This is a genomic window from Gynurincola endophyticus, from assembly GCF_003991195.1.
GTDB classification, from domain to species: domain Bacteria; phylum Bacteroidota; class Bacteroidia; order Chitinophagales; family Chitinophagaceae; genus Gynurincola; species Gynurincola endophyticus.
The window spans coordinates 23,419-39,205 of record NZ_RCWL01000004.1; the positions used below are offsets into that span (position 1 = coordinate 23,419).

Here is a 15,787-nt window from a genome sequence, read left to right on the forward strand (position 1 = left end):
TACCAATGCAAGCTATAGAAAAAATTAAAACAACATTATCTAAATACAATAATTCATTTTTATCTGAGTATATAAAAATTGAAGGTGATAATATTGTAAGTAAAGGTGAAACAATCGGAATTTTAAATAAAAAAAATATTTATTTAAACTACAGGATAAAAATACCATTTGAAGATACCAAAATTATTGCTGACAGTGTATTTAAAACAGAAGCAATAGATCAATTTCTCAGGTATATTTCAGATGAAAGTGATAAAATTATATTCCAGCTGAAAGGCCAGTATGATATTGATTCTAACACAAGGCTAAATGATGAATATAAAATTCAATTTAATAGAACATTTCAACTGTCAGAAAAGTTATGTTTTTCTAATATTCTACTTTATTGCAAAAACAGATATTATGAAGATCAATTAAGCAGCAGAGCACTTTATTTTCAGACTGAATTAAAAATTGGAGACAAAGAACTTATCTCAAAGTGGCATTTAGGATATGATAATGAAATTTCGATAAATATAGAATCCGTAGATACAAACAATGATATTATTAATTTGAAAGATATAGCTGAAATAGTCGGAATTGATACCCGATTTGATTTCAACAATTCTTTCAACTTTTCAATAAAGAAGTTCAATACGTCATTTTCTTTTGCAGACAAAAAACCTCAAATAAATTCAGTTGGATTTATCGGACAAGTTACGGGAATACTTCAGGATTTAAAGTTTGAAATTGGTTTTGAATATAATATTAAAAGTAAAATTTCTTTATTTAGTATAAAACTTTTAGAGGATATTACAATCAAATCTTTATTAGAAAAATTAGGAATAACTAAAGACCATTTGAGTAAATTAAGCTGGTTAGATAATATATCAATAAATAATTTTGAATTTTACCTAATAGATAACAAATACTATAGTGTTACAATTGAAATAGATTTCGAGGATATTTCAATTGAAATAGGCGACTATAATGTTATGCCAAAAGAAATAATATTAAATGTCAAAAAAGAAGAAGACTATGAAATTTCTTTCGAAATAACAGGTGAAATACTCAAAAATGACGAATGTATACAAACAGCAGGATATTTTAAATATGACAAAAAAGAAGGATTTACCTTTGACTTTAGTATTTATAATTTAGATGTATTCAAATTTATTGATATTGAAAAACCTGATTTTATTGATATCCTAAAAGGAGATGAACTAACGATCAGTAAACATTCGTCAGGGTTTGAAATCAAAGGAGAACTCAGTTGTGAATTTAGTTTACCCTTTAAATATCATTCAAGTGGAGGGTCTGACCCGAAGCTATTCATCAAACATTTCGAATTTTCTAAAACCAATGGTTTCAAACTTGCAGGTGAAATAAAAAATTTCATTGCAGACACTACCACTTTTGAGATTTCGAATGAAAAACTAGAAATCGTATGTAATAATATAGACATACTTAGTATTATTGAAAACTTTTGTGGATTTACGGGCAACCCTAATCTTAGTAAGGCAAGAATTGAAAACTTCACATTTTCATATGTTTTCAGGGAAAAATCATTAGAGGCCGGCGTTAAAAATTTAGACATAGAAGTAGTTGGTTTAAAAATAACTAAAGCTGAATTACTTTTATCTATAAGTACAACTTCAGTAAATTTCAAAATAGGAGGACAAGTAGAATTCACCGTTAAAGAAGAAAAATTAATATTTCGTGGCAGCTTAATATTTGGCACCAGTGGAGTTAGTTTAAGTGCTGAAGTAATAGCAAAAATTAAAATACTGGAAAACCTATACATCATTGACCCCAGTATTCAAATTCTAATTCAGCCAAACTCTCAAGGTATTGGTCTTTATGGAATGTTAGCATTCAGAGATAAAATTATAAATGGTATAGTTTATGTTGATTTGTTAAAACCGGAATTTCAACTAGTAGGAATAAACTTTAGTGGAATAAATTTCACTGAAATCATCTCTGATATTCTAGGTGCAGAAAATAACCCGATTCCTGGTGAAATATCTTTGATGCCAACTAAAGTTAATGAAGACATATCGAAAACTATAAAAAACAAGTTATCTCTTCCTAATAATATTTTATACATTGACAGAGATAATTTTTACGTTTATGAAGAAAAATTAGAGAATGGTATTATTGAATACTATAAGTATGTTCATTTTTATGAATCAACAGTTAGCGTAGAATTATTTGAAAAAGAATATAAGGAAGGAATCTCATTTTCCGGATTGATAACTATTTTTGATACTTCTGTAGTAATTGATTTCTCCGCAATAAGGAATAAAGGAATAATGGGTGAGGTATCGTTTAATAAACCAGTTAAAATTGGAGATATTATAGAGCTGGGCAAATCAAAATTTGATACTTCTCCTGATAACATTGGTCCCTACCTAAAAATTTCTACATACCCTGATAATCCTTATTTTAATTTATCATGTAATCTAAATTTCTTAAACGGATTACTAACAGCAGACACCTATATAAACATTAACAACAGTTCTCTTCACATAGAAGCAGAAGCAATAATCTGGCAATACTATATATATTTTAAACTAAAAAGTAATTACGGAAATTTTTCATCAGGAATCGATTTGTCACTAGAAGTTTTATTCAGGTCAAATGGATTTACAGCGATTACACAAAAAATTTCCCAAGGGATGAAAAAGACAGCAGAAGAAGTCAAAGGTACCCTTGAGGAGAAAAAAATAAAAATTGAAGAATATAAAACACAGATAAATAAGTATGTTGAGGAAGTAAACTCATTAGATCAAGATATAAATTATTGTCAGAACAGAATCAATTATTTAAATAATCTAAGCTTTAGTTGGTACGAAAGTTACAAATATATTCCAGTTTATGCAGAGATTAGTGGATATTCAATCAGAATAGGGTCTGATTGGACTTCAAAAAAAATAGCAATAGGTCTATTAGAAGCGGCAAAAGCAACTTTACAATTAATTGATTCCATCACTGACCTAACCGGTGAAGCCTATATTCTGGCTCTGAAAGGTATTAGTATACTAACTGAAATTATTGGCAATACTTTAGATTGGGTATTTTCAATACGTCAAATAGAAGCTAATGCTACTATTACAAAAAGTTCTTTATATTTTAAAGGTAATATTAGCTTCAAATTACTGGGAGTTGATTATGAAGAGAATATAGAATTTAATTTATCAAATGATAAAAAATCAAGTAATTTGGAAAATAAAATTAAAGCAATTTCTGAAAAAGATGACCATAGTTCAAAATACTATCTAAGTAATTCACCTATTTATGGAAGTAAAAAAAATAAGTATATCAATTATATAAGTCTTAATAGTGACAAGGAGCTTGATTTTTATAAAGATGTTTATATTAGGGATAATAATTCATCCCCGGTAAAAAAATTGTATATTCTTGAAAATATTATAAATAACTGTGATATTGACTCATCTTTTATGAATGATTACTCATCTCTTGTATACGAGGATAATACAAATAGTAAGAAGCAAAAAAACATTTTTGAGTATTTCTCAGATCTGGAAGAATATCAATCACGTTCAGAAAAAAGAATCAATAATTGGAATACACAACAAGAAAATCTACAAGAATTCAAATCTATAATTGAAAATGTAAGTCGGGATGGTTCATTAAAATTAAACTCCTCCAATACTAACCCAAGATTAAAAAGTCATGGCAGAAGAATTTTAAACATAATATCTGATTTAGAAACAGTTCATGAAACGACTATAAGTTCAAGTCAGATGTTTAATTCAAGTAAGTATAATGTGAATCAACTTTTTGGGAATCCAAAGATTTTTACTAAAAGTATGGTTATCAGTAATAGAATAACTGAAAACATTGAGAGTAGTTCGGAAGATCTTTTAGATTCATATTTGATAACATATAAAGACAAGGACATTGATGTTTACATGAAAAGTATTATAGCTTTTAATATTGCTATTATATACAAAGAATTAGACAATCCAAAACTAGTTAATAGATTCAAAGAGAAAAGTAAAAAATTGATGAGACAGCATATTTCTTTCAAGTCTGAATTTTATAAAAAATTCAGAAAAAAAGTTAATAATATTTAGATTCTATTTTTGTATCTTAAATCTCATAAAAGCAACTTTTAAAAAGTTGCTTTTATTTTTACTATTATGATGATTAACTTTGTACCCGATAAACTGAAAACAGAAATTTGAGCTGAAAAAAATCACTGCCAAATCCACTCTCTTTTCAAAACTTATTCACTTATTTATTCATAAATTATGAAAACAACCAAAGATAATTACCTGCGGTTTAGTTTTATTGTTGGATTTCTGGTATGGCTGTCAGCTACTGTATTATTTAGAGTGGCAGGGCAATATTTTTTTATTGTCGGCAATCCATCAGTAATGGTTGGTTTGTATATTATACTGATTCCTGCATTAGGATTCATTTCAACTTCGGTTTTTAATAAATTTAACCTGACTCACCTTGAAAGTATAAAGTCTGCGGCCATTATGGTTTTACCCGGTATGCTACTGGATACATTATGCATACAGTTTTTTGAAAAACTATTCCCTAATATGCCTGAAAGCTATAGTAAAAGCTTTGCTTCATGGCTGATGTTTGCATACTCTGTTGTTTTAATTTCAGGACTTTTGAGAAAAAAGCAGCAGAATCAAAGTTGATGGTGTTATTATAATTATTACTATAAAATGAATTGTTTTGAACATCAAAGCCTCAGCCTTGCTGAGACTTTGATGTTATAGAATTTACTTTTAATAGTCTGAACAGAAGTACAAAATGAAAGCAAACCACTACTCTTTCCCCATTTTCATAAACCGTACATAAGACCTGATTACATCACGTGTAAATACCGGCTGTTGAATGGTTGAACCTTTCAGAAAACGTACTGTATTGGTACTTTTTACATAATAGGTATTTTCATAGGCTTCTACCAATGTCTTACCTTCATACACTTCTTCATTAAATAGATATAACAAAGAATGTATCGGCAGTTCTTCATTACCATCCCATTGCTTAAACCATTCATGAAACTCAAGTCCTTTCATTTCAATATCGCAATATTCAGCAATCTTTACACAAAAATCGGTCAGCGAGAGGTCGTGTTCAGCAGCTGGCGACAAATTAAAATTGAGTCCGATAGCATCGGTGTTTCTTCCAATATGGGCAATCGCCTCACATACATAATCTACCGTTACGAGCTCGTCTTTCAGTGCCATCACTAATGGAAATGAATTTAGTTCTATACACGAACGCATCATTGAACTCCACCATTGATTGAGCGGTGTAGCGCCGGTCTGACTATGACATACCACAAAACCGAGACGGAAATTCATTATCGGTAATCCTTTAGCGCGTGCCTGACTGATAATATTATCCATCACCCATTTACTCCTTATATATCCCATATCCCGGCTCACTGCGGGCAGATTCTGTTCAATCGGATCGTCCTCGGTCATCCATGTTTTACCGGTCAGCGCCCTGCCCCAGCTATAAACGCCGGTAGAAGACGAAACAATCAATAATTTAAGTTTTGATTGTGTACTGAAAAGAAGGATATTCTGTGTTCCTTCTACATTCGGCTTTTTAATCATTTCATAAGGCTGTATGTAGCTGACATTACTGGCCATATGATATACAACATCTATTAATTGAGATATTTTCATATACTGCTCTGTACTCATCCCCAAAAACCTATCTTCAATATCTCCCAAAATGATGCTGATATTTTTTTCATAAACGCTTTCCCAGGGTATTCTGAATTTAATAAAAGTACTTTTGATTCGTTCTAATGCCAGTTCAGGATTTTCAGCTCTTACCAGACAGTGAATCATTGCAGCGGGGTTTCTTTTTATCAACTCAACCAATAACTGTGAACCAACAAAGCCGGTTACACCGGTTAAAAAGATATTAGCGGGGTTAGCGTAGGCAGCTAAATCAGGCGTACAGTTGACTTCAAAGCCTTCAGGAAGTGTAGCATCTGCCGTGAGTTGCTTTTCTACCGCCTTTGCCCGCGTATTGATATTCACCCTTTCCTGTTGTTCTCTTTTTGTTATTTCCTGTATAAAGCTTTCAATCGTCGGATAATTGTATATTTCAGGAAGAGACATGCGTAGTTTCACCTCCTGCGGTAGTCGTCCGTACAATTGAGCTACCATCAATGAATGCCCGCCTAAATCAAAAAAGTTACTTTTGGTACCTACGTTGTCTAAACCCAATAAATCTTTCCAGATCTCGATAACCTCTTCCTCCAGGTTATTTGTTTTTTGTGCTACCGGCGCCCGGCTTAATAAATCTTCCAGTCGCGACTCTAATTCTTTTTTATCAACTTTTCCGGTAATCGTCAAAGGAAGCTTGTCTACCGTAAAAATTTTATCAGGCAGCATATACACCGGAACAATATTTCTCAATTTATTTTTCATCTGCAATACACCATCGCTGTTATCCGCAGATACTTCAACGAAAGCGATCAGCATAGGCATTCTGTTTTTAGATCGGTATACAGTAACCGAAACATCTGAAAAATTACCCAATTGTCTGATATGGTGTTCGATTTCTTTCAATTCTATGCGATAGCCGCGGAGTTTCACCTGGTCGTCATACCTGCCGATAAATTCAATTGTCTGATCACCTCTTAACACTCCCCGATCACCGGTTTTATATAATTTATAATTTTCCTCTTTTATTTCTTTTATCCAGCTGGGAGCATCAATGAATACTTTTTGGGTATCATCCGGTCGGTTTAAATAACCTTTGGATAACTGTTTACCTCCAATGTACAATTCTCCTTCAACACCGGTTTCTACAGATTTCAGCTCATCATCCAGTATAAAGATATCAGTACCGGGAATAGATTTGCCAATGATGGTCGGACTATCATTTTCTCTAAATAAATGACTGGCCACAATAACGGTTGTTTCCGTAGGCCCGTAGCCATTGATAAGTGTAACTTTGTTCTTCCAGTCTCTTACCACCCGCTCAGATGGGGCTTCTCCTACGAGAATTACTTTTTTCAGTTTACCTATGTAATGATTGGTTGGCAGCGTTGACATTACTGTTGGTGTTAATGAAGGAATCACAGTAATCTCATTTTTGACTACAAAATCCAATATCGGTTGTCCGATAATTTTATTATCCGGATAAAGATGAACCGTTGCACCGATAGATAATGGAATCCAGATATCTATAATAGATACATCAAAGGCCGGAGATCCAAACTGCAAAAAGTTATCTTCAGAAGAGAACTGCCACAGTCTGGTAAAACTTTCCAGAAATTGAGAAAGTGCTTCATGGTGAATAACTACTCCTTTAGGAACACCTGTACTACCTGAAGTATAAATGATGTAAGCAGGTTGATTTTTATCTATGGCAACAGCAGCTAAAGATGTATCTGGAAGTAAAAAATGACCGGCGTTCGATTCATTAAAGTCAATAATATCCAGATCAGGAAATTCTTTTTTAAATCTATCGGCGTCATCAGTAATTAAAACTTTTGTATCCGAATCTTCAAGCATATTTTGTATTCTGGCTACAGGAAGACTACTTTCTACCGGTAAATAACATCCTCCAGCTTTTAATACCGATAACATTGCTATAATTCTTTCGGGTGACTGACACATTGCAACGGCAACCACCTTACCTGCTGATATTCCCAGTTCATATAGCATTTTTGAAAGTGCATCAGATGTTTTTTCCAGTTGACTGTAATTAATAGCATGCTCGTTAAAAAGAAGTGCATTCTTTTGTGGGTATTTACCCGAGACATTACTTATTTTCGATACGATATTTTCCACATTATCCAATGAACCATTGGAAGGATGCGTACCCGCCTGAACAAAAAAAGTTTTTTCCATACTCATCAATTTATTAAAAGGTGAAAAAAAATGTCCATCTCTTAATTGTAAAGCATAAAAATGCTTTGCTTTTATCAGACCTATGTGCGGAATAATTACTATCGATTGATGCAATACAATTTCTATCGGAAGCAAAAGCACCCGGTTAAAAGAAATAAATATAGAGAGTAGGAAAAATAAAGAAGTATGAAAATAAAATACAAATAATGTATTTTACGGAAACATCTTCACAAAAAAATATTTTCGCAGACCTTTTTATTCTTTTTAGATCAATATTCTTCACCATACACTAACCTGTTTGCATACAGCATTTATACATGTTAACAGCTTTTACAAATGAAATTGAAGAATTATATTCTAATGTCAAAACACTGAAAAAATATTTATTATTTCTGTTGTTAATTCTATACGATACCTATTGTAATACTTACATATACGTATATCTTTAAAGAGGCTTATCAGTTGAACATATAACAAGAAGCTATTTATCTGCTGATAAATCAAAAATTAAAAAACAACCATATGCCGATAAAAATACCGTTCATTGTTTTATTTTCATTTCTCTTCTTAAATTGTCAAACAGCAAAAGATGAAGCAGATGTTATATACGTTGGAGGTACTATACTTACGATGGAGGATGATCAACCTCAGATAGAGGCATTGGTTGTGAAGAATGGAAAAATAATTTTTACAGGTAGCAGGAATAAAGCAGAAAGTTTTTCCGGTAAAAAAACCCGTCTTGAAGACCTTCAAGGGAAAACACTTTTACCAGGTTTTATAGATGCACACGGACATTTAACATCACGCGCGGGGCTGGAGCAGGTAATTGATTTATCACCCGATCCTTATGGAACAGTGAATGCTATTGCAGACTTACAGGAAAAACTACGTCAGTTTATTAATAATTCTCAGCTACAGGAAAGTATACCTGTTATTGGCAACGGCTATGATGATGCAATTATGTCAGAACATCGCCACCCGACCCGCCAAGAACTGGATTCGGTCAGCATAACTCATCCGATCATAGTTATTCATTCATCGGGACATGCCAGTGTTGTAAACAGTGCCATGCTCAATTTTTTAGAAATTGATGAAGATGTAAAAGACCCTGCAGGTGGTCATTATGGTAGAGATCCTGAAACAGGGCGATTAAACGGAAAACTGGAAGAAAACGCCAGTTTCTCAGCGCTGCTAAAGGTTACATCATCTTTACCTAAACCTGAGCCACTACCAGGAGAACTTTCACAATCACTAAAAGATCTGTTGAAAGCACAGAAAGAGTGGCTTAGTTACGGACAAACTACTATTTGTGATGGGCGTACCATGGGTAACAGTATCGATTTACTAAGAGAAGCTGCAGATAAGGGGTTATTTATAGCCGATGTAATATATTTTCCAGATTTTGAGGCAAACAGAAAGAACTGGCAATCTTTTCTACCCTATTATATGAAATATGAGAACCGTTTAAAATTCGGAGGATTTAAGTTCTCTGATGATGGTTCACCACAAGGAAAAACGGCCTGGCTTACACAACCATATCTAGTACCACCTGAAGGAAAATCATCCGATTACAAAGGTTTTCCTATTTTTTCGGATGACACGTTATACGCTGATTTAAAAACAATCTTCTCAAATAATATAACAGCTCAACTGCATGTAAATGGTGATGCGGCAATTGATCAGGCACTCAGCATTATCAACCGGTTAAAACAGGAAGGTATCTATAACCAGAAACTCAGGGCAACGCTGGTTCACGTTCAAAACAGCCGGCCTGACCATATTGACAAAATAAAAGAAATCGGGTTAATTCCGTCATATTTTTCATCACATGTTTATTTGTGGGGAGACTGGCATTATCAAAGCGTTTTCGGGCCTGAGCGGGCAGCGTATATCAGTCCGGCAAAAGCAGCAGAAAATTCCGGTATTACGTTTACCATTCACCACGATGCACCGGTTACTCCGCCTGACCTACTAACAGGTGTATACGCTGCAGTAAACAGAACAACCCGTTCAGGAAGAATTTTAGGTGCAGAACAGCGTATCAGTGTGATAGAAGCCTTAAAAGCAATTACGATCAATGCAGCCTATCAATATCATGAAGAATATCAGAAAGGTTCATTAAAGGAAGGGAAATTAGCCGACCTGGTTATTCTGGAACAAAACCCATTAACCATAGATCCGAAAGATCTTCGAAAAATCCGCGTATTTGAAACAATCAAAGAAGGAAAAACAGTATTCAAAAAATCAATTGAGCAATAACATATATAAACGCAGCTATTAATATCGAAAAGTATCAGTGACCGGTTTCGTTATCGCATGCATACAGTATAGGCAACAATACAGCTGCCAACAAAAACGCTTTCATATGGAAGTCAGGAGGCGATTTCACGTCAACTCTTCTTAAAAGATACAAAAAAAAATCATTATTGTCAAGTGGTTGCCCAAATTGTAAATAGCCCTGATAAGTCAGCAACAACAATCTGAATATCAATAAAAAAGCTCCAACTTTTGGTTGAAGCTTTCAATGCAAAAAAAGAAAATGATTACGGGTTTACAGATTATTCTGTGCGCAAGCTCTTCACCGGATTGGCAAAAGCTGCTTTGATTGCCTTGGTACAAATCGTTATAAAGGCGATTCCGAACGTTAGCAGGGCTGCTAAAGCAAAAACCCACCAGTTCAATGTTGTTTTATAGGCAAAACCTGCCAGCCAGCTATTCATTATCCAATAGCCCACCGGTAGCGCTATACAGGTAGCTATGATAACAGGTTTTAATAAGTCTTTCGATAAAAGTATTACAATACCTTTTTCTGACGATCCTAATACTTTGCGCACACCGATTTCTTTAAAGCGTTTGATTGCAGTAAAAGAAGCTAATCCGAATAAGCCCAAACAGGCTACAAATATTGCCATACCGGCAAATATGAGTAAAATAGTTTGCTGGCGGATGTCTTTTTTATAGAGGTCATCAAATTGTTCATCCAGGAAACTGTATTCAAAGGGATAAGAAGGTGCTGCTTTTTTATACGCTTTTTCTACCAACGCAATTCCTTCCGGAATATTCCCGGCCTGTAATCGAACAACGGCTACTCTTCTATCCGGATTCGGAGCAATAACCAGGGGTTCAATAGTAGCTTTTAAAGACTCAAAATTGAAGTCATCTACTACTCCTATTACTTGTCTTCTTTTTTCATCGCGTATGGCATTTTGCATCCATTTACCAATTGCCTGCTCAGGAGTCCAGCCTAATTTGGCTGCAGCAGTCTTATTAATCAAGAGTGCATCTGTAGTATCAGTAGCAAAATCAGGAGAAAAGTTCCTGCCGGCAATGATTTTTAAGCCTAAAGTTTTTACAAACTCAAAATCAGTAAATTCAGTTCGGGCATTCCATTTTTCTGTATGATCCTGTACATCGAATGTTTGTGTATCAAAAAAACCGCCGGGTTCACCAGACATTAAAGCAACGGAATGCACCCCGCTTTCATTCAGTAATTCTTCTTTAAAAGAGTACCGGTTGGTGAAAATGTCCATATTATCAATATGCAACACTAAAGTTTGCTCCTGATGATATCCCAGTTGTTTATTCTTAACAAAGTTCATTTGTTTAGTAATGATAAATACACCTATGAGCAGAAATACCGAAATACTGAATTGAATCACTACCAATACCTGTCTGAAAGAAGCACCACCTTTTCCTAAGCGTAGTTTTCCTTTTAGTGCCTGCACCGGCGAAAATGCCGATAAAAACAAAGCCGGATAACTTCCTGCCAAAAAACCGGCAATAATGATCACTCCCAGCAAAAACAGGTAAATCGGCCATGCATTCCATGAAACAATTAATGAATAACCTAACAACTGGTTGTACCATGGCATCAGCAATAATAATAAGCCGATAGACAAAATACAAGAGATAGTGGTTAACAAAACAGATTCTCCGATAAACTGCCAGGCAATGCTGTTTCTGAGTGCTCCTAATACTTTGCGCACGCCTACTTCTTTCGAACGCTCAGCTGCGCGGATAGTAGAGAGGTTAATAAAATTAATACAGGCGATCAGCAGTACCAGAACAGCAATAGAAAGGAAAATATAAATAACTGACTTATCTCCGTGTTTAATAGAATCATAAGCTTCACTATCAAAATAAACTTCTTTTAAAGGAGTTAATGATAAAATAAACTCAAAGCCATACTTACGCATGTCGCTCCCCATGTATTTTTCCATGAATCCGGGAAACTGTTTCTCAATATCGGATTTAATCACTCCCGGAGCAGTTTTAAGATAAGTGTAAATGCCGTTATTGATCCAAACGGTCATATAGCCGTAATTTTTATAATTATCCAGAGGAACAATCAAATCAAACTCAAGATGAGAATTAGAAGGAACATCCTTTGCAATACCGGTTACAGTCAGAGGCAATGTTTTATCCAGCATGATAGTTTGTCCCAAAGCCTCATCTATACTTCCAAAATACTTTTTAGCAGTTGTTTCGGTCAGCACTACGCTTGCAGGATTTTCTAGAACATTTTCAGCATTTCCTCTGATTAAAGGGAAAGAGAAAAACGAGAAGAAGTTAGCGTCAGTATTCAATACTTCTTTTTCCTGGAAAGACACATCGCCGATGGTAACCAGGTTACTGTTCTGCCCCACCCGAATCACACTTTCAACCGGTCCTTTAAAATCATTTTCCATTGCAGGAGCATACAAGCCTGACACATAGGCTACATTCGCCAGTTTGTTTTCCTTTTTAAATCCACGCATCACTCTGTAAATGCGGTCACCATCTTTATGAAAATTATCAAAACTAAATTCGTTAATGATGAAAACAAAAATCATCATACATACTGTAATACCAATTGTTAATCCGAGTATGTTAATGGAAGAAAATGCTTTATTTTTTCCAAGACTTCGCCAAGCTGTTTTCAAATAATTTTTGAACATATAGAGTATAAAGTGGTTAATGTTATAAGAATACCTGTGTACGAATGCATCTCACACGTAAGGGTTTGCCAACAACTATGCCACTGCATAACTGTTTAATAACTAAACAATTGAAGAGATTAACAAGAAAATCACTGTTCGAAAGCGAACACCTGTTGTACGAATTTGTTACAGTCAGATCAGCATTAAGGCACTTGCTGGCAGCTTTAGAGTAACAAAAACCTGCTTTGTTTTATAAAAGGATAGTTCCCTGATAGTAAAACGTCATCTTAGAATGGCGAATAAATTCTTCTGTAGTAGTGGAGGCAGTAGCTCTATTATTAAATAGCTCAAAATAGTACTCTGTCGGATTCATCATACCCTTTCTCCAAACCCAAATAACAAAGCGTCTGGTGTGATGATCAGGATTTATTTTTGTTAATTCATTTAAACAACAAATCGATAAACTATCGTTTCTTGATAAGTTGTAGAAAATCTTTTGCTGCTGCGATAATGAATCATATGTAGAGGCTGATATTACAGGCGTTGTTTGGCCAAAAATAATATCAGGATTGAAAATACCTGCTGAAAATATTTCTTTATATTTATTATCTTTTAATTCAATGGTAAGTACTTTATCTCCGAAATGATAAAATTGGCCATCAACCACTTCCACCTTATCATTAAAACGCTGATAACTTTTTTTCTGATATTTTTTTGATCGAAATACTTCTTTTGCAAACCGGTAAATATCATTATCAGCTGTTTGACAAAAAGGTGTGTTAAAGGATAATATCATTATAATCAATAGCAGTAACCGCATATGAGTACTTTAGATTTAGTCTGCAAAAAGATATAATAAAAAGCCGGTATAGTAAATAAGTATTTTCCTACTTAAGCAACAAAAAATACCCAGGTAACAAAATCTTCTGAAAAGTTTAAAAATCGATGTGGTGTTAAAGCCGGAACAAACAAGAAATCGCCTGTTTTAAAGAAGATAATTTCACCTGCCATTTCAAAATTACCCGTTCCGGCAATAATCAGGTAAAACTCATCCTGTTCGTGAGGCTGCTGATGATCTATACGATCAGGTTGATATACTTCTACCCTTAAATTGTTGTAAGCAAAAAGTGAAACAAACTCCTTTGATGATTTTTTAAGTTCACTTAAGGCTTGTTCCTGTTCAATTTTTATCATAACCAGACGATTTATCTCCCTCTAATTTAACGGCCTCCCGTAACATCAATAAATGTTCCGGTTGAGTAAGATGACTTTTCCGAAGCCAGCCATAAAATAGCTTCTGCCACTTCGCCTGCCAAACCACCTCTTTTTAAAGGAATACTTTCTTTCAAACGCTCAATCCGGTTCGGTTCCCCACCGTCAGTATGTATATCAGTATGAATAAATGCCGGTCGAACAGCATTCACCCGGATACCTTCGTCTGCCAGTTCTTTTGACAAACCGATAGTAAAAGAATCAATAGCTCCTTTTGAAGCTGCATAATCAATATACTCATTCGGGGCACCGGTTTTCGCTGCAATGGAAGAAACGTTTACAATGGTTCCTCCACTGCCTCCATGTTTCAAAGACATTCGTTTGATAGCTTCTCTGGCACACAGAAACTGTGCGGTAATATTAGCAGTAAAAATGCGTTGAAAACGACTAATATCCATATCTTCAAAACGCATTTGTTTTTCCAATATCCCTGCGTTATTGATCAATGAATGGAGGTTACCAAAAACAGTATCTGTTTCTCTAAAGAGTTTTATCACCTCTCTTTCCTGAGCAATATCAGCCTGAACTGCTATAGCTTTACCACCATTAGCGATAATATCTTCAACAATCTTTTCAGCAGCAGCTTTATTATTGCGGTAATTTACTACTACGGAAAAACCATTTGCTGCAGCCAACAGTGCGGTAGCTGCACCAATTCCACGACTGGCTCCGGTAATGATCATTGTTTTCATATAATATTTTATGAGTGATTTGTGTTAGATTTCAACTTCACTAACTCTCCCAACAGTCTTGTTTCCTTCACTTCGTTCAGCTTGTTTATTTGCGCAGCAATTCTTACTATTTCTGCATTTAAGGTATCTATTTCAGTTTCACGGTGATTCCGAATATCCTGTAAAGTTGAAATCAGCTGTCCGTCAGACAATTTACTAATCTTCAATAAACTTTCCGTAATCTCTTCCTGGCTTAAATTGATTTGCTTTTCTTTCGCAATTATTCTGCATTCGGAGATAATTCTTTGAGCAATCATCAACGCTGTTTTACTTCTGTAAAAAATACCATTATCGGCTTCCAGTAAAGAACAAACAGAATTAAACACACAGTTTACGATTGTTTTCTTCCATACAACAGTAGCTATATTTTCTTCAACATTGAACTTAAAATGTTCGGTTGTCAGTTGATTCACTATATTCTCTAATTGCCCGGAATTACCGCGTTCAATACCCACCGGGCAACTATCCACCGGTTTAAACCTTACTAATTTATCATTCAGAACCTGGCATGTAACAAACAATACGCAACGATAAATATTCGTGAAATTATGTTCAATAAAAGACCGCTCTACTCCCAAACCGTTTTGTAATAAAACAATCGGAGAGTGATTGATTTTATTTTTCAACAGGCCCGCCAATCGTTCATTTCCAAAAGATTTGTTGGCGAAAACAATTGTTCCTTCTATCTGCGAATAATAATCTGGTGTGGCTATCTTTATTTTAGCTGTATGAATAATTCCGCCGGGCATTTCAACACTTATCTCCTCAGTATAATAACTGTTATTACGAACACTTCCTCTCAACAAAACCACCTCTTTTCCTGCCAGTTGAAGAAATACAGCCAGTGACTTACCAATTGCCCCCGGTCCTATAATAAATATCTTATCAGTATTCAACGAATCCATATATAAATCATATCAGGTATAAAACAAAAGTCTAAAAAAATAGCTCGTCTGCACCGATACAGTTTTAACTAAATTATTGGTATCAGTTCGATTTGTGCCGGCTTAATTCC

At 34.5% G+C, this 15,787-nt stretch carries 9 protein-coding genes; 3 read left to right on the forward strand and 6 right to left on the reverse strand.

What is annotated here, in order from left to right; translation table 11 throughout:
- The first annotated feature begins 5 nt into the window (after positions 1–5).
- Both D9O48_RS09085 and D9O48_RS09090 read left to right on the forward strand, forming a co-directional pair.
- The gene (locus D9O48_RS09085; protein ID WP_126972651.1) at positions 6–4,079 is read left to right on the forward strand and encodes a hypothetical protein; all 4,074 of its coding nucleotides are present in this window, start codon (positions 6–8) and stop codon (positions 4,077–4,079) included.
- A gap of 177 nt (positions 4,080–4,256) precedes the next feature.
- Complete coding sequence (locus D9O48_RS09090; RefSeq protein ID WP_126972652.1) at positions 4,257–4,661, forward strand: DUF5367 domain-containing protein; 405 nt, start codon at positions 4,257–4,259, stop codon at positions 4,659–4,661.
- Positions 4,662–4,790: 129 nt separating this feature from the next.
- Here D9O48_RS09090 and D9O48_RS09095 read toward each other — a convergent pair whose 3' ends face one another.
- A complete protein-coding gene (locus D9O48_RS09095) occupies positions 4,791–7,850 on the reverse strand; it encodes an amino acid adenylation domain-containing protein (RefSeq protein WP_158624856.1) in 3,060 nt (1,019 codons plus the stop codon).
- Positions 7,851–8,372: 522 nt separating this feature from the next.
- On the opposite strand from D9O48_RS09095, the gene D9O48_RS09100 reads away from it, so the two are divergent.
- Positions 8,373–10,109, forward strand: coding sequence for an amidohydrolase (locus D9O48_RS09100; RefSeq protein WP_126972654.1), 1,737 nt, complete (start codon positions 8,373–8,375; stop codon positions 10,107–10,109).
- 299 nt (positions 10,110–10,408) lie between these two features.
- On the opposite strand, the gene D9O48_RS09105 is transcribed toward D9O48_RS09100, so the two are convergent.
- From D9O48_RS09105 to D9O48_RS09125, 5 genes are all read right to left on the reverse strand, one after another.
- Positions 10,409–12,787, reverse strand: a complete 2,379-nt coding sequence (locus D9O48_RS09105) for an ABC transporter permease (protein ID WP_126972655.1) — start codon at positions 12,785–12,787, stop codon at positions 10,409–10,411.
- A 232-nt stretch (positions 12,788–13,019) separates the two neighbouring features.
- The gene (locus D9O48_RS09110) at positions 13,020–13,589 is read right to left on the reverse strand and encodes a hypothetical protein (protein ID WP_126972656.1); all 570 of its coding nucleotides are present in this window, start codon (positions 13,587–13,589) and stop codon (positions 13,020–13,022) included.
- Between the two features lie 71 nt (positions 13,590–13,660).
- Positions 13,661–13,963 (reverse strand): cupin domain-containing protein, encoded by a 303-nt coding sequence (locus D9O48_RS09115; RefSeq protein WP_126972657.1) that lies wholly within the window; start codon positions 13,961–13,963, stop codon positions 13,661–13,663.
- Between the two features lie 26 nt (positions 13,964–13,989).
- On the reverse strand, positions 13,990–14,733 hold the full coding sequence (locus D9O48_RS09120; protein WP_126972658.1) for an SDR family oxidoreductase: 744 nt from the start codon (positions 14,731–14,733) through the stop codon (positions 13,990–13,992).
- A gap of 8 nt (positions 14,734–14,741) precedes the next feature.
- Positions 14,742–15,677: a ketopantoate reductase family protein gene (locus tag D9O48_RS09125; RefSeq protein ID WP_126972659.1), complete on the reverse strand. Its 936-nt coding sequence runs from the start codon at positions 15,675–15,677 to the stop codon at positions 14,742–14,744.
- Between the last annotated feature and the right edge of the window lie 110 nt (positions 15,678–15,787).

Excerpts from the sequence above, each read along its gene's own strand:
- D9O48_RS09085 (WP_126972651.1), top strand. The coding sequence starts at position 6 with ATGCAAGCTATAGAAAAAATTAAAACAACATTATCTAAATACAATAAT.
- D9O48_RS09090 (WP_126972652.1), top strand. The coding sequence starts at position 4,257 with ATGAAAACAACCAAAGATAATTACCTGCGGTTTAGTTTTATTGTTGGA.
- D9O48_RS09095 (WP_158624856.1), bottom strand. The coding sequence starts at position 7,850 with ATGGAAAAAACTTTTTTTGTTCAGGCGGGTACGCATCCTTCCAATGGT.
- D9O48_RS09100 (WP_126972654.1), top strand. The coding sequence starts at position 8,373 with ATGCCGATAAAAATACCGTTCATTGTTTTATTTTCATTTCTCTTCTTA.
- D9O48_RS09105 (WP_126972655.1), bottom strand. The coding sequence starts at position 12,787 with ATGTTCAAAAATTATTTGAAAACAGCTTGGCGAAGTCTTGGAAAAAAT.
- D9O48_RS09110 (WP_126972656.1), bottom strand. The coding sequence starts at position 13,589 with ATGCGGTTACTGCTATTGATTATAATGATATTATCCTTTAACACACCT.
- D9O48_RS09115 (WP_126972657.1), bottom strand. The coding sequence starts at position 13,963 with ATGATAAAAATTGAACAGGAACAAGCCTTAAGTGAACTTAAAAAATCA.
- D9O48_RS09120 (WP_126972658.1), bottom strand. The coding sequence starts at position 14,733 with ATGAAAACAATGATCATTACCGGAGCCAGTCGTGGAATTGGTGCAGCT.
- D9O48_RS09125 (WP_126972659.1), bottom strand. The coding sequence starts at position 15,677 with ATGGATTCGTTGAATACTGATAAGATATTTATTATAGGACCGGGGGCA.